Origin of the sequence: Hyphococcus formosus (assembly GCF_046736345.1) — a bacterium.
GTDB classification, from domain to species: Bacteria; Pseudomonadota; Alphaproteobacteria; order Caulobacterales; family Parvularculaceae; genus Hyphococcus; species Hyphococcus formosus.
The window spans coordinates 245,920-263,975 of sequence record NZ_CP157210.1; the positions used below are offsets into that span (position 1 = coordinate 245,920).

Sequence of the window (18,056 nt, forward strand, 5' to 3'; positions counted from 1 at the left end):
CCATTGCCAGCATATAAAGATATCTTTATATTTCAAAAAGGAATCGGCCAGACAGGACCAATTAAAAATGGCGCTTGATGTAGCGTTGAATATTTTTCGCGCCATAGGCGAAGAGACGCGCTTGCGGATCATGGTTCTCCTTAGCCGCGGGGAACTGACGGTCAGCGAAATCACGTCAATTTTGGGCCAGAGCCAACCAAGGGTCAGCCGCCACCTGAAAATATTGGCCGATGCCGGCCTGGTTGAGCGTCATCGGGAAGGGGCGTGGATGTTCTACCGCGCCAGCGCCGACAATAATGATGCCGGTGACGAGCCAACCCGCCGCGCGGTTTTGCGGGCCGTCTGGGATATGGCAACAACCGAAGATCGAATTCTGGCGCGTGACTCGGATCGTTTCGATCAGGTCAGGGTCGCTCGGGCGGCGCAAGCCGCGGCTTATTTTGAGGAAAATGCCGGGGAGTGGAATCGCCTCCGCAATTTGCATTTGCCTGAACAGGATATCGAGGCGCGGATGCTCGATATTGTTGGCGATGATCCGATTGAGCTTTTCATCGATATGGGGACGGGCACCGGCCGCATGTTAGAGATATTTGCGCCGCTCTATAGCGCGGCGATTGGTTACGACCTTTCGCCGGAAATGTTGGCAATTGCGCGGGCCAATCTCGATCAAGCGAACATCGCGCACGCGCAGGTGCGTCATGGCGATATCTTCTCACTGCCCCTCGAAGCGTCGACAGCGGATGTGGTCTGCATTCATCAAGTGTTGCATTTTCTGGGCGATCCCGGTGCGGCCGTCGCCGAAGGTGCCAGATTGCTCAAATCCGGGGGCAGGCTGATTATTTCGGATTTTGCGCCCCATGATCTGGAATTCCTGCGCGAGGAGCATGCGCATCGCCGGTTGGGTTTTTCCGACGCCGAAGTCGCTGACTGGTGCACCGCGTCAAAGCTGAAGCTAAATCAAACCGAAACTCTGTCGCCAATTTCCGCTGATAAACAAAAGCTTACGGTGAAAATCTGGCAGTGCGTTGCGCCGTAAATTAGCGAATAACGCCCGCAATCAGCAAAGCGAGAAGCGTAAATCCAGCGCCGCAAAACAGCCCGCCGATCAGCATTCCAACCACATCAAAAGTGCGCTCCATCCGATCATCCCCTCATGCGTACGACCCAAAACTGTGTCGTCAGTTGAATTCATTCACGGCCCCGTCGGCGCTTCGACGAAATTGTGTCGCCTAAAATAATTTTTTGCAAAGCTTCGATGGTGACAGCGAACGCATGCAGTGCGCCACAACTTGGTTAAGGGTCTGCACAGCTTTACGAACTTTATTTGTCGTTATTTTTCCACACACTCATGAGGCGAATGTCACTCGGTAAACCGTACGCGGCGGGCGGTGCGTCGAACCATCACTGGATTTTATCGAGGCCGCTATTTAAGACCCCTGCCATGTCTATTTGGGACCGTCTGGAAATTTTTCTGATCGAGGCGCGGAAACGCACGATCGGCGCTTTGCTCGATGCGCTTGCTGCGCGCCAGCAACGCCGAAACGAGGAGGCGTTTGCAATTGCGCTGATCGCGCTTTCGGCGAAAATGGCCAAGGCCGACGGGATCGTGACCGATGATGAGGTCGCCGCGTTTCGCGATTTCTTCAAAATCCCAGAGAAACAGGAAAGCAAGGTCCGCTTGGTTTACCAACTGGCACAGCAGGATGTCGCGGGCTTTAGTGAATATCTGTCCCAAGTCGCCCGGATTTTTGCCGAAACGCCCTCGGTGCTCGAAGACGTACTGGATTGCCTTTTCCACGTTGCTGTTGCTGACGGCGTTGCCCATCCGCGCGAGCTCGAACTTTTGGACGAGGCCGCAAAGGCATTCGGCATTTCTGACCGTGCCTATCATCGTCTAAAAGCGGCCCATTTGGGGCTCGGGGAGGATGATCCATATCTGATTTTGGGCGTCGAGCCGGGAATTCGACTAGATGAGCTCAAAGCTGTCTATCGCGCGCTTTCGCGCGATCATCACCCAGATGTCTTGATGGGGCGGGGCGTGCCGCCTGATCTCGTGCTGATCGCGGAGCGAAGAATGGCAACAATTAACGCTGCTTATGAGCGAATATTAACCGAACTCGGGTAAAAATCGCAGTTTTCTTGTGGGCGGACTGCTGGACGAAACGCCGGGAGTTTGGTCTGATGGATTTTGTAACAAGAGGCATCTACGTGGACAGCAGCCAGAAAACGCAGGAAATTATGGACCCGGAAAAGCATTTCTGGGCGGAACTCGGAAAGCAGGCCGGAGAGGCATTTATACTCGCCAGTCTGATTTTAATTTCTTCCTTGGCAGTGTTCATTTTAGCGATCGCGACCCCCGTTATTTTCACAATATCGGCCATCAGCGGGCTGATCTCACGGGGAAGTGATAATCGCGAATGGCGTTCGCTTAGCGTATAACGCGCACCAATTACGTTCCGTATTCCCCTTTTTAGATAATTTGGATTGATACTTCGCGACCTTTGGCATAAGGCGCGACTAACATTGTCAGTCATTCTTGTAAGGAACGTGCCCGTGTCTGTTCGCGAACTCGGCCTTTTAGCATTAATATGCCTTGTTTGGGGCTTTCATTTCATCGTCGTCAAGACAGCTGTCGGCATCATTCCGCCAATTTTCTATGCGGCTGTGCGTCTGTTTTTGGTGGCGCTCATTATGTCACCATTTCTTCGGTGGCGGCCGAAAGACATGGTATTTGTACTGACGGGTGGATTGTGCCTTGGTGCCTTGAATTATGCATTTATGTTCACCGGCGTTAAGCTGGCGACAGCGTCAACGGCGGCAATCGCTATGGAATTGACGGTTCCGTTTGCGACGATTCTGGCGATGTTGTTTTTAGGCGATAAGCCAGGCTGGCGCAGAATTTTAGGGATCACGCTTGCTTTTCTCGGCGTGGCAATCATCGCGCTGGGCGACAATAGCAATGGCGAAGTAGGCGCGCATGTCGGTCTCGGTATTGGTCTTGTTGCCGCCGGTGCGTTTAGCGAAGCCGTGGGCGCGGTCATTGTTAAGCGGACAACCTCATTCAAGCCTCATGAATTGTTGGCGTGGTTTTCGGTGGTCGGCACGATCGGCCTGACCGTCATGACAATTCTGTTTGAAGATGGGCAAATTGAGGCAATCAAATCCGCTGACAAACTGCTGGTGGCCGGATTGATTTTGTACTCGGCACTAGGGGCGTCGATATTTGGGCATACGACGTATTATTGGCTCTTGCAGCGGCTGCCGATCAGCCTCGTGGCACCGAGTGTTTTGTTTACCACCTTGCTTGCGATTATATTCGGCGTTGTCTTATTGGGCGATCCCTTTGGCCCGCGCATGATGATTGGCGGATTGATGACGCTGGCGGGCGTTGGCGTTGTTCTTTTGCGCAATGTAAAGAAACAGGCCAAGAATGACGCATTCGTAGAGCCGCAAGGATAAGCCATGAACTATATCGAAGCACCGTCACCGAATTTCGATCAGCGCGGGCGTTCGATAGATAGCGTTATCCTTCATTATACAGGCATGGAAACTGGTGCTGAGGCGCTTGAACGCTTATGCGATTCAGCGGCAAAGGTGAGTGCGCATTACCTCGTTGAGGAAAACGGGGATGTCTATCGTTTAGTGAACGAGGCGGATCGCGCCTGGCACGCAGGCGTTGGTTCGTGGAAAGGCGAGACGGATATAAACGCTCGATCAATCGGTATAGAGATCGTCAATCCGGGGCACGAGTGGGGCTATCGTGATTTTCCAGCCGCACAAATTGATGCCGTTATTTCGCTGCTGAAGGATATCAATCAACGACACGACATTGCACCAGCGCGGGTGCTCGGCCATTCCGACATTGCCCCCCGCCGCAAAGAAGATCCCGGAGAGAAATTTCCTTGGGTGCGCTTGGCGGAAGAGGGGTTGGCGATCGCGCCGTTTGATGGTGATGCTGAAGCTGGGTTGGCGGTCAAATATGAGGACGCGCTCAAGGCTCTTTCGGATATTGGCTATGATGCGCCTGCGGGCGATCATGCGGCTGCGCTTTTAGCATTTCAACGCCGGTTCTGTCCGCTGTCACTGGGGCAAGGGTTCGATCCGCGTACAAAAGCGGCACTCATGGCAATCAGCGGCGGTTGAAGATCAGTGTCAGGATCAGCGCAATTGCGCCGGGCGCGGCTTGGCTCAACAGGATGGTTGGTATTGCGGTAATTGCGCCATAGACCCCCGCAATGATAACGCAGCAAAGAAAAAATAGCGTCACATCGATTTTCCGGTAGAGAACGCCCCACACCAGACCCACGGCCAGAAAGCCATTATAGAGCCCTTGGTTGGCAGCGAGGGTAGCGGTTTGTGCAGATTGTTCCGGGGTCATTGAAAAAACTTCTCGACCAAAGGGGTGATCCCAGAAAAACATTTCGAGCACGAGAAAGCCGAAATGTAATAATGCGACAATGATGACCGAAAATCTCGCAAGTAAATGCATGTTCTCCCCCCTTAAATTTGATCGCTAACCCTATCAGATATCGCGATTTTCGACTAATTGCCGGAAACATCGCGCCTGCTTACTTGACCAAAGTCCCTAAGCGATCCAAATCAGGTTCTGTCAGGCGGTCGGACGGCCGCGGGCGGCATTTGCCGCGCGAGGAAAGTCCGGGCTCCATGGAGACAAGGTGCCGGGTAACGCCCGGCCGGGCGATGCATTTGCATCGCTTGAGGGATAGCGCCACAGAAAACAAACCGCCTCATTGATGAGGTAAGGGTGAAAAGGTGCGGTAAGAGCGCACCGCCGTTTCAGCAATGAAGCGGGCACGGCAAGCCCCGCCTGGAGCAAGACCGAATAGGGATGGCGTGCCCATTAGGGCGGGCGGGTCTTCGCGCCTAGCTATCCGGGTTGGTTGCTTGAGCGTCGCGTGCAAGCGCGCGCCTAGAGGAATGGTCGTCGCTCAGAAATGAGTACAGAACCCGGCTTATAGGCCGTCTGGCATTTTTATTCGGATTGCATTTCAATCCGCTGTTATATTCGGTCTAAAGAATCGAAAAATTGGAGACCTTTTTATGCCGTCTTTTGACATCGTTTCTGAAGTCGATCTCGCCGAAGCAGAGAACGCAATTCAGAATGTGACCCGCGAAATTTCCACCCGCTATGATTTTAAAGGGTCGAAATCGACCATTGAAATGAAAGACGGTGTCATCACGATCTTTGCAGATGACGAAATGAAGCTGCGGCAGATGCATGAAATCTTGCAAGGGAATATGCAAAAACGCGGCATTGAGCCCGGCTCCCTCGATTACCAGAAAGAAGAACCCGCGGCCGGGCAATCGGTCCGTCAGCAGGTGCTTTTGAAAGAAGGGATCGACAAGGAGCTGGCGAAGAAAATCGTAAAGGCGATTAAAGGCGAGAAGTTGAAAGTTCAGGTGGCCATTCAGGGCAATGAGCTACGTGTGACCGGTAAAAAGCGCGACGATTTGCAGGCCGTGATTGCCTTTGTAAAGTCCATGAAGCTGGAACAGCCGCTGCAATATAATAATTTCCGAGATTGATCCCAATTTTCCTACCTCCCTCCGATGCGCTAGCCATTCCAAGCCGCATCGGATAAACCCAATGACATGCCCGGCGCGGCGCGAAGGAGAACCGAGATGGCAGAATATGAAGCCAGCCTTTTGGAAATCATCAAAGAGCATGCGGTGGGCCTCACCGGAGAATTGAATCGCGATACCCCGATCGCAGATCTGGGGATCGATTCATTTTCAGTGGTCGAGATCATTTATGAGATCGAAGAAAAGCTGAATGTCGAAGTTCCTTTCAATGCGAATGAGAACCCCTTTGGCGATATGACCACTGTGGGCGATCTCCTTGATGCGCTCGATAAGCTAATTCAGAAAAAATAAAATGACCCGTAAAGTCGTCGTTACCGGAATGGGCGTTGTTTCTCCTTTGGGGAATGACGTTAAATCCTATTGGGATGGACTGCGCGAAGGGCGATGCGCGATCATCAAGCGTGAATATCAAGCGGCGGAGAAGTTCTCGCTGACCGTTCCGGTTGCGCCGATTGATGATCTTGACGATACGATCAAAGGTCTTGGCCGCGATATGTTGCGTGCGGATCGGTTTTCCCAGCTGGCAGTCATCGCGGCTGATGAGGCGATCAAAAATTCCGGTATTGAATTCGACGAAGCGTTGGGCGCAAGAACGGCCTGCATTATCGGAACGGGCATTGGCGGCCAAACAACATTAGACGATGGTTATCAGGCAATGCTTTGCCGCGATCGGCGGCCGCATCCCTTGACGATCCTTAAAATTATTCCGAATGCGCCAGCGAGCCACTTGTCGATCCGCCATGGGTTGCGCGGTCCTAACTTTGCGGTCTCCAGCGCTTGCGCCACTGGTGCCCATGCAATTGGGGTCTGTGCTGATCTTATCCGGTCTGGCAGCGCGGATGTCGGCCTTGCGGGCTCAAGCGAAGCCGCGCTTAGCTATGGTGCGCTCGAAGCATGGAAGGCGATGCACATTCTCGCGGATGAAACCTGCCGACCGTTTTCTAAAAACCGTAACGGCCTGGTTATCGGTGAGGGGGCTGGTGTTCTCGTTCTCGAAGAAGAAGAGCATGCGAAAAAACGCGGCGCGCACATCATCGCGCGGGTGGGCGGTTTTGGTATGAATGCCGACGGCAAGGATATGATCAACCCATCGGTTAATGGTGCGGCGCGGGCAATCGAACTCGCGATGGAAGGCGTCAACGTAACTGATCCATCGGGGATTTATATTAATGCCCACGGGACCGGAACATTGCTGAACGACCCCACGGAAACAAAAGCCATTCGTAGCGTTTTTGGCGATGACGCCGACGCGCTCGTCGTATCCTCGACCAAATCAATGCACGGACATTTGTTAGGGGCGGCTGGCGGTATTGAGATAATTGCAGCTATCATGGCGCTTGAGAGCGGAATTGTACCGCCTACGGTCAATTACGAAGAGCCAGACCCCGATTGCAATCTTGATTATGCGCCGAATGAAGCAAAAGAGCGCAACATTTCTGTTGCGCTCTCAAACTCATTTGCATTTGGTGGGTTGAACGCGGTGGTTGTGTTCACCAAGCCCTAAGCCGCAGCCGTTTTACGTGACGGCATGGCGTGGAGGCTTGCCCGCATCCAGCGGAAACCGCCGACCATCAAAACGATGCCGATATAGCGAACGATATAAATGCCGAGATCGTCAGGAAAGCTCTTGGCCATCGCGCCGATCGCTGCATAGATCGTTTGGATATCTGCGCCGCTCGATCCCATCGCCGCAATTGGCCAGACAGTTCTATCGATCAAGAGGGCAAGGAGCCCAACTTTCCAGATATTTGTCTCACCTTTCGCGAACATGGCGAAAAGAAATGTCAAAATGACCGCCCGAGGCAGGTCCGCACCGGAAAACCCAATGCTCACGATGTACTGAAGATCTTCCATTAAATGATCTCCTTCGATTTGTTGCTTCGGTATTTACGCATAGGTAGGGTTAATGGCGCGTAAAATATCGGCCCAAAGAGCGCAAGAATCGGGTGTTTGACGGGAAAAAGAACGGCTAAATTCACCGCATGAATGATCAGAGCCATATTCCATTATCGGTTACGCGTCTTGACGGTTTTGCCCCGGTGGCGCGCGCGATCGATTACCTCGCGTCGAATGCGGATAGCCGCCCAACGCTTGAGCAAACTGCGGCTCATGTGGGGCTGTCGCCTGCGCATTTCCAGCGTGTGTTTAAAGCCGGCGCAGGTGTGTCGCCGAAAAGGTTTTTGCAATATCTCGCAGCGCAGGAAGCTAAACGCGCCATGACAAATGGCGAAGATGTTCTGTCTGCGGCCTATTCCGCAGGGCTTTCCGGTGCGTCGCGATTACACGATCTGTTTCTTGCTGCCGAGGCGATGACCCCAGGGGAATATCGGCGAAAAGGCGAAGGGTTGTGTATTCGGTTTGCGCTTGTGGATGGTCCTTTAGGCCGGGTACTGATTGGTGCGACCGAAAAAGGAATATGTTGGCTGAGTTTTGCTGATGACGCTGTTCTCGCGGATAGCATGCAGCAGATGAAGCATGATTGGGCCGCGGCGACCTTTGTTGAAGATGCTGAATTTGTAACGCCTCTTGCGCGACAAGCCTTTGCGTTCGCCATGAACCATCGTCTTGATGAACCGCTAAAATTGCATGTCCGCGGGACAAATTTTCAGCTCAAAGTTTGGGAGGCATTGCTGCGCATTCCTTACGGTCATCTTGTGACCTATGGCGATATTGCGAAAAATATCTGCGCCGAAAAAGCCAACCGCGCCGTCGGCACGGCAGTTGGAGCAAACCTGATTTCGGTGTTGATACCTTGCCACCGGGTCATCCTGTCGTCAGGTGTGGTTCATAATTACCGGTGGGGCGCACCGCGCAAAAAAACCATCCTGGCGATGGAAGAAGCAATTTCGCAAAACGCATAAAAAAACACCCCGGTTTTTGCCGGGGCGTTTTTTTAGTTGGTGCAAGTTTAGACTAGTCAGGTTTAGGCGACTGATGCCGCTTGTTCTTCTTGTGGGTCGCGCAATACATAGCCGCGTCCCCAGACTGTTTCGATATAGTGTTCGCCGATTGTCGCTGCAGCGAGTTTCTTGCGCAGCTTACAAATGAACACGTCAATGATTTTGAGTTCTGGCTCGTCCATGCCGCCATAAAGATGGTTCAGGAACATCTCTTTTGTGAGGGTCGTGCCTTTGCGGAGCGAAAGAAGCTCCAGCATCTGATATTCTTTGCCGGTCAGGTGAACCCGCTGGCCAGCCACTTCAACTGTTTTTGCGTCGAGATTGACGACGAGCTTGCCAGTTGTGATCACCGATTGTGAGTGACCTTTTGAGCGGCGCACAATTGCGTGGATCCGCGCGACCAGCTCGTCCTTGTGGAAAGGCTTGGTCATGTAATCGTCTGCGCCGAAGCCTAGGCCGCGAACTTTTGTTTCGATATCGCCCTGGCCCGTAAGGATAAGGATCGGTGTGTTTACCTTGGCGACGCGAAGTGATTTCAATACGTCAAATCCGGTCATGTCCGGAAGGTTTAGGTCAAGTAGAATGATGTCGTAATCATAGACCTTGCCAAGATCGACACCTTCTTCGCCCAAATCGGTAGTATAGCAATTAAAGCCATCCGATTTCAGCATCAGTTCGATGCTCTGTGCTGTGGCGCCGTCGTCTTCGATCAGCAGAACCCGCATTTTCAGTCTCCTGTTGGCGCGCTGTTCCCCTCGAAACCTAACCGCGCTCTTTTGCTTTGTCGTAGGGTAGGTAACGACTATAAGCTTTCATAATAGTTAACAGCATGAACGACATTTGTCGTTTTTGCCTTGGGTTTTTAATTTCCCGAAAATATTTCTTACTATCAGAACCTAGTGTTTGCTTGATTTGCTCCCCCTGTCATTAAGCATAATCGATTTTTTCCTCATTAATTGCGTTCACTATTTTACCCCCGGTTAACTGCGTCTGGATTAACCTTCGGGCGTCGATTGATACTTGTGATTGATGCTCGGATTGACGATTGGGGCGGGCCATTGCGCCACAGCTTGGGCCGTAACGACCTTCTCGGTTGCGAAACAGCGCCGTCGTTAAATTCGGGGGATGGACCTAGCGGGTTGTGCATTTGCGATTGGGCGGAGATAGCGGAAAAATGGGTTACAACTATCATAATGGATTGAACGCGCTTTTGCGGCTCGCCCAAGAAGAGTGCGATGCCCTGAAAGCCGATTTGGCAGATCTTCGCGCTGCGCAAAAAGCTGCGAAACAGTCTCTTGATAATATGGGTGCCGCGCTCGATGAGATGGGGCGCTTCCGCCAGCAAAAATTAAAAGGGATGCTTTCGACATTTGCGCAGGCTGAGGCCGAGGCGAGTGAAAAGCTTCGTGCGGTTCGTGACGAGATGGAAAAATTATCGGGCCTCGTTGATCAAGATGAGGCGGGCATTCTGCCGATTATGCCGATAAAACGGACGGCCTAGGTCCGCGCGCGATTATCGGCGATTTGTTTCCGAGAAATTTTTCGCGCCTCTTCTATTTATTTTCCCCAAGGATTTATCGGTTTTCATCCTTTGTTAACCGTTGCTTAGCGATTCTTTCGCCGTGACAAGAGCACTTTGTTCCGTTTCTGTTCCGGAATGGTGGTGAAAAAACTCTGTCCGGTGGCGAAACATCCTTTGACCACCCATGAAATCCCATGCTATCCCAAATATACCCATAAGTATCGGGTGAGGGGCGGCGCGCGGCTAATTGAGATTGGGCAATTACCGACAGCGACGCGACGAAGGAGTTCGGCATGCGGCGAGGGGCCGAGGCTCGTTTTTTCGGGTCATACGTCAATAAGATCGACGCCAAGGGTCGGCTCGCTACGCCGGCGGCCTTTCGGCGTGCGCTCGATCTCGCCAGCGAAAATGTCATTTATTGTATTCCGTCTACGGAAGAGCCCTGCATTGATTGCGGTGGTGCCGATTATCTCGATCACTGGATGCGGATGATCGACCAGCTTGACCCATGCTCGCCAAAGCGGGTCAGTCTTGAACGCGCCATTGCAACGCAGCTCACGCCAATCACACCCGATAAAGAAGGCCGTATCGTCCTGCCAGACCATTTGCGCAAACATGCCCATCTTGATGGGCAGGCGATGTTCGCGGGGCATATCCGGTCGTTTCAAATCTGGAATCCGGAAGCCTTTGACGAAGTTCTGACGGCAGCCAAAAAAGTCGCCAGTGACGCAAAGCTATCCTTGCGAAACCCGCCAGCAATTGCGGAGGTGTCATGAGCGCATCCCCGCATATTCCTGTCATGTTAAAAGAGGTTGTAACGGCACTAGCGCCAAAGCCGGGCGGTGTTTACGTGGACGCTACTTTTGGCGCGGGCGGATATTCGCGTGCGATCCTCGAGGCGGCCGACTGTACCGTCTACGGGTTTGACCGCGACCCAACGGCAATCGAACGTGCGCAAGACATCATCGTAGAATTCGGCGGACGATTGCAGTTGATCAACCGACCTTTCGCGGAAATGCGTGAAGCGTTGGACGAGGTGGACGTAGAGGTTGTTGACGGCATTGTTTTTGATCTTGGCGTTTCGTCGATGCAGCTTGATGAAGGGGAGCGCGGGTTTTCATTCCGGCACGATGGTCCGCTGTCCATGCGCATGGATGGGGCGAAGCCCGATGCTGCTGATGTGGTTGCGCGAGCCGACGCAAAAGATCTTGCTGCAATTTTTAAATCCTATGGTGAAGAAAAACGTGCCGGTGCAATCGCTCGGGCGATTGTACGCGAGCGTGAATATGCACCTATAGAAACAACGAGCCGATTGGCGTCTATCGTCGAAAAAGCAGCGCCGGTTTACGGTCATCAGCGGATTCACCCGGCAACGCGCGTGTTCCAGGCACTACGGATTTTTGTAAATGACGAGCTGGGCCAATTGATCGCCGGGCTTTATGCGTCGGAGCGCTTATTGCGGCCCGCTGGGCGACTGGTCGTTGTTACCTTTCACTCGCTCGAAGATCGTATCGTGAAGCGTTTTATTGCGGCGCGTAGCGGTGCGCGACGCGAAGCTTCGCGGCATCTTCCGCCTACGGAAGAAGTGCCTGCGTCATTTGAGCTTGTGTATAAAAATTCAGTTGCAGCTTCAGACGAAGAGGCCGAAATAAACCCGCGGGCGCGCTCGGCGAAATTACGCGCGGCGCAACGCACTGATGCTCAACCGGCCCCCGATGGCGATGAGCAATTGGGCGCACCCCGCGAAATTAGACTTTCTTTCATGCACGGAGGACATAAATGATACGTATTACAACTATATTCTTGTGCGTGTTGCTGGCAGCGGCGGCATTTGGGCGATATCGCGCCGAGGTGTCAGTACGCGAGCTACGAGAAGATATTGAAAAAATCGAAATCAGCCAGGTCGAAGAAGTCCGCGCCATTCAAATGTTGCGCGCAGAGATTGCATATCTTGAAAACCCCGAGCGCTTGGCGAAGGTGGCCAATGCGAAAACCGATTTAAGGCCATCGACTGGCGATCAAATGATGAGCGCACGTGAATTCGCTGCTGCATTTGGCGGCGAGCATTATGCAATTGAAGAGCAAGAGCATGATCCGGCAAATGATGTCATCATGCATGCATTGGCGATGGCGCAGGTAACTGACGCGCAATAGGGCTGAACATTAACGTGAAGGACGAAACCGGCAGTGTTTCGCGGAAGGCAGAAAAGAGCAAAGCCTAAGGCTTATATAATCGCTGACTCGAGCGAGGACGAACCCGAATCCGTATCGCTCAAGGTGCAGGCCAAAGGCGCGCGCGGCAAAACGGTCGAGCGCGCCAAAAGCCGCATAATGATGTGCGCGGTTGTTTTTCTTTTCGTCTTTTCTGCGTTGGGTGTTCGATTGGCCATTGTTTCTTTCGGTCAAGATGCGCCCTCGCGCGTTGCCTATGCGGGGCCTGCTGACCGGCAGGAGCGGCCGGAAATTGTCGATAGAAACGGAACGCTATTGGCGGCGGACCTTCCGGTTATCGCGCTCGAAGTGGCTGGCAACGAAGTTTGGGACGCGGCTGAATCTGCGCGCAAGTTAAGTAGCGTTCTGACAGATGTTGACGCGCAAGAACTTGAACTGAAATTCGAAGAGGGCCGCTATGTCGAAGTAAAAGCGGACCTTGCGCCGGCTGAACGGCGGGCGGTTTTCGATCTGGGACTGCCCGGTGTGCGTTTTGCGGCGCGTACCAAGCGTTTTTATCCGCAAGGCGATCTGGCGGCGCATGTGGTTGGCCATGACGAGCCCGGCAAAGGCGGCGTTATGGGCCTCGAGAAGGTCGCAAATCGTTTTCGCGATGAGGGGCCGATGCGTGCGTCGGTCGATATTCGTGTGCAACAAATCCTCGAAGAGGAAGTGTTGGCGACGATGGAGAAATTCGGTGCCAAAGCCGCCTGGGGTGCCGTTATGGATGTGCAGACAGGGGAGGTGATTGCCCTTGCGAGCCTTCCAGATTTTGATCCCAACGTGCCGGGCGCCGTACCGGCCGATTTCCGCCGTAATCGAGCCGTTTATGACCGTTATGAACTTGGTTCGGCCTTCAAGGCCTTTACGGCGGCGGCTGTCATAGAGCTCGGATTGGGTGATGAGCGGACTGAATATGACGCACGTGGTTCGTTCAAGGTCGCGGATCGCCGAATTACCGATTTTCATGGTGAAAACCGTATACTGAGTTTGTCTGAAGTGGTTCAACATTCGTCCAATATCGGGTCTGCGCGAATGGCGCTGGATCTGGGTGCGACCGAGCAACAGAAAGTTCTTCAATCACTCGGCTTGTTCGACGCGCTTCCGATTGAGCTCTCGGAAAACCGATCACCTGAATTGCCTTCGCAATGGGGGCCGGTTGAAACCGCTACGATTTCTTATGGTCACGGAATTTCAGTTACCCCGCTGCATCTTCTGGCGGCGTTTTCGGCAGTGGTAAATGGCGGCGTATATCATACGCCGACTTTTCTGGTGCCGGCGCGATCACCGGAAGGGCGACGGGTATTTGGCGAGGATACGAGCGCAGCAATGCGCCGTATTCTCCGCCGTGTAATCACAGATGGAACTGCGAGATTTTCCGAAGCGCCGGGCTATTACCCCATTGGTAAAACATCGACCGCCGATAAACCGGCGCGCGGTGGTTATAATCGCAATTCGCGGATCGCTAGCTTTATCGGGGCGGTTCCGGGCTACGCGCCGCGCTATGCAATATTAATTAGCTTCGACGAGCCAAAGCCGCTCAAAGAGACCTATGGTTATGCAACAGCCGGATGGAATGCCGCGCCGACCTTTGCGAGATTTGTTGAGCGTGCGTCACCACTATTAGGGTTGACCCCGGTCAGTGAAGACATCGCTCTTGCGTCTTTCGTTTCTGGGCGGCCTCCGGAATTTCGTCGGCATGCTAGTCTTGGTCGCGAGGACAATCTCGATGGCGAGGATCGTGAAATTGCGCGATGAGGCTATCTGAACTGGCATATGATGCGTTTTCGTCTGATCCGAATATTATCGGCATAACGGCTGACAGTCGTGAGGTCTCTCCGGGTTATTTGTTCGCGGCACTTCCCGGCGTTGCGGCGGATGGCGCGAAGTTTATCCCGCAGGCGATTGAAAATGGCGCGGTCGCTATTCTCGCAATGCCGGGCGTTGAGGCATCCGTACCGGTCATTCATGACGACAATCCGCGCCGCCGGTTGGCACAGCTCGCTTCGCGCTTTTTTTCGCGCCAACCCGAGATGATCGCAGGGATCACCGGAACGAACGGAAAGACGTCCACGGCGCTTTTCACCGCGCAGCTATGGTCCATGCTTGGGCATGAGGCCGGTTCGGTCGGCACGCTTGGGGCGCAAGCAAACAAATATGAGCGGCCCCTTATTCACACGACGCCGGACCCGGTGACATTGCACGAAACACTCGATGCCATGACAAGAAGCGGCGTTACGCATCTGGCGATGGAAGTTTCCAGCCATGGGCTTGCACAGGCTCGTGTTGATGCAGTCGATTTCCGTGTTGCGGCATTCACCAACATCACGCAAGATCACCTCGACTATCATGCAAGCTTTGAAGAGTATTTCGATGCGAAATCAAGGCTTTTCGATACGCTTTTGAGTGCCGATGGCGTAGTCGTCGTCAACATGGATGGCGAGGGCGCAGACGATATCGTTGCGCTTGCGGGCAAGCGTGGTTTATCGACGATAAAAACAGGCGCGAAGGGCGAGGATCTGCGTCTTGTTCGGTGCCAACCCCATATGGGTGGGCTTGAAATCGATGTCGATGTCTGGGGTAAAAAATACAATATTGATATTCCGTTGATCGGCGGTTTCCAGGCGGAGAATGTGTTGCTGGCTGCGGGAATTGCGATTGCTGCTGGCGCGCGTGCGGAAGAGATTCTCCCGCTCCTTCCCAAAATAAAGGGCGCGCGCGGACGCATGGAGCAAGCCGCCGAAGTTGCTGGCGCAGGTGTATTTGTGGATTATGCCCATACACCTGATGCGGTTGCGACGGCGCTTCAGGCCATACGGCCACATGCGTGCGGGCGGGTCATTGCGATTGTTGGTGCGGGCGGTGATCGCGACAAAGGGAAAAGACCCTTGATGGGAAAGGCAGCGCGGGACCACGCGGATATGGTGATCGTTACCGATGACAATCCGCGTTCTGAAGACCCGGCGGCTGTCCGTGACGATGTCTTAAAAGGATGCCCTGATGCCGAAAATATCGGCGACAGGGAGCAGGCGATCGCAGCGGGGGTTGCGGCGCTGAGTGAAGGTGATGTGCTTCTTATAATGGGGAAGGGGCATGAAACCGGACAGAAGGTGGGTGATATTCTCTTACCGTTCGACGACGCGGAAGTTGCGCAAAGTGCCGTCGCGAACCGTTTAAAGGAGCTCGGGCGATGACAAAAGGCGAGGCATCAAAAGGCCGGATTGATCCGGAATTGTGGAATGCGTTTGAAGCTGCGGCCGCGACTGGCGGTGCGTTGTGCGCGCGTGGCGGTGATCCGTCGCGTTGGATAGCCGAAGAATGGTCCGCAGCCGGCATATCTATCGACACGCGCACCCTAAAGCCCGGTGATATATTTGTGGCTTTGCGCGATGCCCGGGACGGACATGAATTTTTGAATAATGCGTTCGAGGCCGGTGCTGCGGCGGCGCTCGTCGCTCGTGCGCCGGATGATGCGCCCGAAGGCGCTCCGCTTTTGGTTGTCGGTGACACGCTGGAAGGGCTGCGAGACCTCGCCAAGGCGGCGCGGCTCAGAAATTTTGGAAAGCGGATCGCCGTCACCGGTAGCGCTGGCAAGACCAGTACCAAAGAGATTTTGCGCGCCATTCTTTCATCCGCCGGAACCGTTCACGCCGCGGATAAAAGCTTCAACAATCATTGGGGTGTGCCGCTTACACTGGCGCGCCTGCCCATGCATTCGGAATTTGGCGTCTTTGAAATTGGGATGAACCATCCCGGTGAGATCACACCGCTTACCGAACTTGTGCGTCCGCATGCAGCAATCGTCACGACCGTCGCGGCGGCGCATCTTGAATTTTTCAAATCCGTGGAAGAAATCGCAGAAGCCAAGGCAGAGATTTTCTCCGGTCTTGCGCGCGGCGGCGTTGCGGTTCTTCCCTTCGATAATGATTATTTTGAGTTATTAAAAAAGCGCGCAGAGCAAGCCGGCGCGGCTTCCTTTGTGACCTTTGGTGAAAAGGACGGAGCGGACTTTCAGCTTTTGCATTATCGGGCCGACGGTGCAGGGGCGCGTCTTGAGGTTCGGATAAAAGGCAAAGAGCGCGAATTTTCTGTGGGTATTCCGGGGCGGCATCAGGCGCTCAATATGCTCGCGGCGTTGGCCGCCGCCGACGCAGTTGGTGCGCCTTTGGAGCCTGCGATTGACGCGCTTAGTTCGGTCACGCCCGCAGAGGGGCGCGGCGCGCGCTCTGAGATTGAGGTCGAGGGCGGAACGGCAACACTGATCGATGAGAGTTATAATGCCAATCCGGCATCAATGACCGCCGCAATTGGTCTGTTGGGCGCAACAGCCCCCCAAGGCAATGGACGGCGGATCGCCATTCTCGGCGAGATGTTGGAACTCGGTCCCGAAGGGCCGGAACTCCATAAAATTCTAGAGAAAGCGTTAGTTGCGGCACGGGTCGATAGGGTCTATGCGGCGGGCAAACTAATGCGACATCTCTGGGATGACCTTCCTGCTGACATGCGTGGGCTTTATGCCGATGATGCGGTCGGCATGGTCGGACCAGTTCTCGACGCTGTTTCGCCCGGGGATATCGTTATGGTCAAAGGTTCGAATGCCTCTAAGGTGAGTGCGGTTGCGCGCGCATTAAAAGAGCGATCGAGCAATAGAAACGAAGAAAAAGAAAGCCGGGCCTGATGCTCTATCACTTGCTAACGCCGCTTGCGGATGATTTCCAATTGTTCAATGTCTTCCGCTATCTGACCTTCAGAACCGGCGGCGCGATAATGACGGCGTTGCTGATTTCGTTCTTGTTCGGCCCATCCTTGATTAGTTGGATGCGCCGCAAGCAGGGACGGGGCCAGCCGATCCGGACCGATGGACCACAGACCCATATTATCGAAAAGGCGGGGACACCGACAATGGGCGGTGTGCTGATTTTGTTATCACTGGTTATCGCAACTTTTCTCTGGGCGCGGCTTGATAATATTTATGTCTGGATCGTCATGGGCGTGACGCTTGCGTTCGGCGCGCTTGGTTTCATTGATGATTATCTTAAAGTCACGAAGCAAAGCGCGGACGGCGTCGTCGGTAGTTTAAAATTAGCGGTTCAATTCGCGGTTGCGTTTCTGGCTGCCTATTTGTGCATGTCGGCGCTGTCGGAAGCGCCGGATGCGCCGGTCGGGTTGGCGACATCGGTCGGCGTGCCTTTCGTGCCGCTTAGCCTGTTTGAAAAATGGTTTAACGCGCCGGGCGTTCCGCTCGGTATCTTCATTGTTCCGTTTGCGGCGTTTGTGATTGTGGGTGCGTCAAATACGGTCAATTTGACCGACGGCCTTGATGGTCTGGCGACGGTGCCAGTGATGATTGCATCAGGTGCCTATGCATTGATTGCCTATTTGGTGGGTAACGCGATTTATGCGGGCTATCTTGGTGTTCCTTTTGTACCGGGTGTCGGCGAGCTTGCGGTCATCTGCGGGGCTATCATTGGGGCCGGACTTGGCTTCCTTTGGTATAATGCGCCGCCGGCAGCGATCTTTATGGGAGATACCGGATCGCTCGCATTGGGCGGCGCGATTGGATCAATCGCAGTTGCGTCGAAACATGAGATCGTTCTCGCAATTGTTGGTGGGCTTTTCGTTCTCGAAGGGCTTTCCGTGATGATTCAGATTGCGTCATTCAAATTGACCGGCAAGCGGGTTTTCCGCATGGCCCCAATTCATCACCATTTCGAACAATTGGGCTGGAAAGAATCGACCATTGTCATTCGGTTCTGGATTATTGCGGTTGTGTTGGCGCTAATCGGCCTGGCAACATTGAAATTGAGATAGGGCGCTCA

General features: G+C 53.8%; 20 protein-coding genes and 1 other RNA gene. 18 read left to right on the forward strand and 3 right to left on the reverse strand.

Annotation, left to right across the window (positions count from 1 at the left end; translation table 11 throughout):
- Positions 1-67 precede the first annotated feature (67 nt).
- From ABFZ83_RS01100 to ABFZ83_RS01120, 5 genes are all read left to right on the forward strand, one after another.
- Positions 68-1,036, forward strand: a complete 969-nt coding sequence (locus tag ABFZ83_RS01100; RefSeq protein ID WP_411817590.1) for an ArsR/SmtB family transcription factor — start codon at positions 68-70, stop codon at positions 1,034-1,036.
- A gap of 405 nt (positions 1,037-1,441) precedes the next feature.
- Positions 1,442-2,125, forward strand: a complete 684-nt coding sequence (locus ABFZ83_RS01105; RefSeq protein ID WP_411817591.1) for a TerB family tellurite resistance protein — start codon at positions 1,442-1,444, stop codon at positions 2,123-2,125.
- A 56-nt stretch (positions 2,126-2,181) separates the two neighbouring features.
- Positions 2,182-2,439, forward strand: coding sequence for a hypothetical protein (locus tag ABFZ83_RS01110; protein ID WP_411817592.1), 258 nt, complete (start codon positions 2,182-2,184; stop codon positions 2,437-2,439).
- A gap of 114 nt (positions 2,440-2,553) precedes the next feature.
- The gene (locus ABFZ83_RS01115; RefSeq protein ID WP_411817593.1) at positions 2,554-3,459 is read left to right on the forward strand and encodes a DMT family transporter; all 906 of its coding nucleotides are present in this window, start codon (positions 2,554-2,556) and stop codon (positions 3,457-3,459) included.
- A gap of 3 nt (positions 3,460-3,462) precedes the next feature.
- Positions 3,463-4,143, forward strand: coding sequence for an N-acetylmuramoyl-L-alanine amidase (locus tag ABFZ83_RS01120; protein WP_411817594.1), 681 nt, complete (start codon positions 3,463-3,465; stop codon positions 4,141-4,143).
- On the opposite strand, the gene ABFZ83_RS01125 is transcribed toward ABFZ83_RS01120, so the two are convergent.
- Positions 4,130-4,489, reverse strand: a complete 360-nt coding sequence (locus ABFZ83_RS01125) for a DUF1304 domain-containing protein (protein ID WP_411817595.1) — start codon at positions 4,487-4,489, stop codon at positions 4,130-4,132. The genes ABFZ83_RS01120 and ABFZ83_RS01125 overlap by 14 nt on opposite strands.
- 120 nt (positions 4,490-4,609) lie before the next feature.
- Here ABFZ83_RS01125 and rnpB point away from each other — a divergent pair.
- The 4 genes from rnpB to ABFZ83_RS01145 all read left to right on the forward strand — a co-directional run bounded on the left by rnpB (position 4,610) and on the right by ABFZ83_RS01145 (position 7,108).
- Positions 4,610-4,992: RNase P RNA component class A (gene rnpB, locus ABFZ83_RS01130), an RNA gene on the forward strand.
- A gap of 69 nt (positions 4,993-5,061) precedes the next feature.
- Entirely contained in the window at positions 5,062-5,547 is a 486-nt protein-coding gene (locus ABFZ83_RS01135; RefSeq protein ID WP_411817596.1) for a YajQ family cyclic di-GMP-binding protein, read from the forward strand.
- A gap of 96 nt (positions 5,548-5,643) precedes the next feature.
- Positions 5,644-5,895, forward strand: coding sequence for an acyl carrier protein (locus ABFZ83_RS01140; RefSeq protein WP_411817597.1), 252 nt, complete (start codon positions 5,644-5,646; stop codon positions 5,893-5,895).
- 1 nt (position 5,896) lies between these two features.
- Positions 5,897-7,108, forward strand: a complete 1,212-nt coding sequence (locus ABFZ83_RS01145; RefSeq protein WP_411817598.1) for a beta-ketoacyl-[acyl-carrier-protein] synthase family protein — start codon at positions 5,897-5,899, stop codon at positions 7,106-7,108.
- On the opposite strand, the gene ABFZ83_RS01150 is transcribed toward ABFZ83_RS01145, so the two are convergent.
- Complete coding sequence (locus ABFZ83_RS01150) at positions 7,105-7,458, reverse strand: hypothetical protein (RefSeq protein WP_411817599.1); 354 nt, start codon at positions 7,456-7,458, stop codon at positions 7,105-7,107. The two genes, ABFZ83_RS01145 and ABFZ83_RS01150, sit on opposite strands and share 4 nt — an antisense overlap.
- A 128-nt stretch (positions 7,459-7,586) precedes the next feature.
- Between ABFZ83_RS01150 and ABFZ83_RS01155 the strand changes: the two genes are divergently transcribed.
- Positions 7,587-8,465: a bifunctional transcriptional activator/DNA repair enzyme AdaA gene (locus ABFZ83_RS01155; RefSeq protein WP_411817600.1), complete on the forward strand. Its 879-nt coding sequence runs from the start codon at positions 7,587-7,589 to the stop codon at positions 8,463-8,465.
- Between the two features lie 62 nt (positions 8,466-8,527).
- Here the strand turns inward: ABFZ83_RS01155 and ctrA are convergent, their stop codons facing one another.
- Entirely contained in the window at positions 8,528-9,229 is a 702-nt protein-coding gene (gene ctrA, locus ABFZ83_RS01160) for a response regulator transcription factor CtrA (RefSeq protein ID WP_411817601.1), read from the reverse strand.
- A gap of 449 nt (positions 9,230-9,678) precedes the next feature.
- Between ctrA and ABFZ83_RS01165 the strand changes: the two genes are divergently transcribed.
- From ABFZ83_RS01165 to mraY, 8 genes are all read left to right on the forward strand, one after another.
- Positions 9,679-10,005, forward strand: a complete 327-nt coding sequence (locus ABFZ83_RS01165; protein WP_411817602.1) for a hypothetical protein — start codon at positions 9,679-9,681, stop codon at positions 10,003-10,005.
- 314 nt (positions 10,006-10,319) lie between these two features.
- Positions 10,320-10,802: a division/cell wall cluster transcriptional repressor MraZ gene (locus tag ABFZ83_RS01170; protein WP_411817603.1), complete on the forward strand. Its 483-nt coding sequence runs from the start codon at positions 10,320-10,322 to the stop codon at positions 10,800-10,802.
- A complete protein-coding gene (rsmH, locus tag ABFZ83_RS01175) occupies positions 10,799-11,809 on the forward strand; it encodes a 16S rRNA (cytosine(1402)-N(4))-methyltransferase RsmH (protein ID WP_411817604.1) in 1,011 nt (336 codons plus the stop codon). Before ABFZ83_RS01170 ends, rsmH begins: the two co-directional genes overlap by 4 nt.
- A complete protein-coding gene (locus ABFZ83_RS01180) occupies positions 11,806-12,180 on the forward strand; it encodes a hypothetical protein (protein ID WP_411817605.1) in 375 nt (124 codons plus the stop codon). The genes rsmH and ABFZ83_RS01180 overlap by 4 nt, the downstream gene beginning before the upstream one ends.
- Before the next feature lie 33 nt (positions 12,181-12,213).
- Positions 12,214-13,995, forward strand: a complete 1,782-nt coding sequence (locus tag ABFZ83_RS01185; protein WP_411817606.1) for a peptidoglycan D,D-transpeptidase FtsI family protein — start codon at positions 12,214-12,216, stop codon at positions 13,993-13,995.
- On the forward strand, positions 13,992-15,431 hold the full coding sequence (locus ABFZ83_RS01190; protein WP_411817607.1) for a UDP-N-acetylmuramoyl-L-alanyl-D-glutamate--2,6-diaminopimelate ligase: 1,440 nt from the start codon (positions 13,992-13,994) through the stop codon (positions 15,429-15,431). The genes ABFZ83_RS01185 and ABFZ83_RS01190 overlap by 4 nt, the downstream gene beginning before the upstream one ends.
- Positions 15,428-16,915, forward strand: a complete 1,488-nt coding sequence (locus ABFZ83_RS01195; protein WP_411817608.1) for a UDP-N-acetylmuramoylalanyl-D-glutamyl-2,6-diaminopimelate--D-alanyl-D-alanine ligase — start codon at positions 15,428-15,430, stop codon at positions 16,913-16,915. The genes ABFZ83_RS01190 and ABFZ83_RS01195 overlap by 4 nt, the downstream gene beginning before the upstream one ends.
- Complete coding sequence (gene mraY / locus ABFZ83_RS01200; protein WP_411817609.1) at positions 16,915-18,048, forward strand: phospho-N-acetylmuramoyl-pentapeptide-transferase; 1,134 nt, start codon at positions 16,915-16,917, stop codon at positions 18,046-18,048. The genes ABFZ83_RS01195 and mraY overlap by 1 nt, the downstream gene beginning before the upstream one ends.
- Positions 18,049-18,056 lie beyond the last annotated feature (8 nt).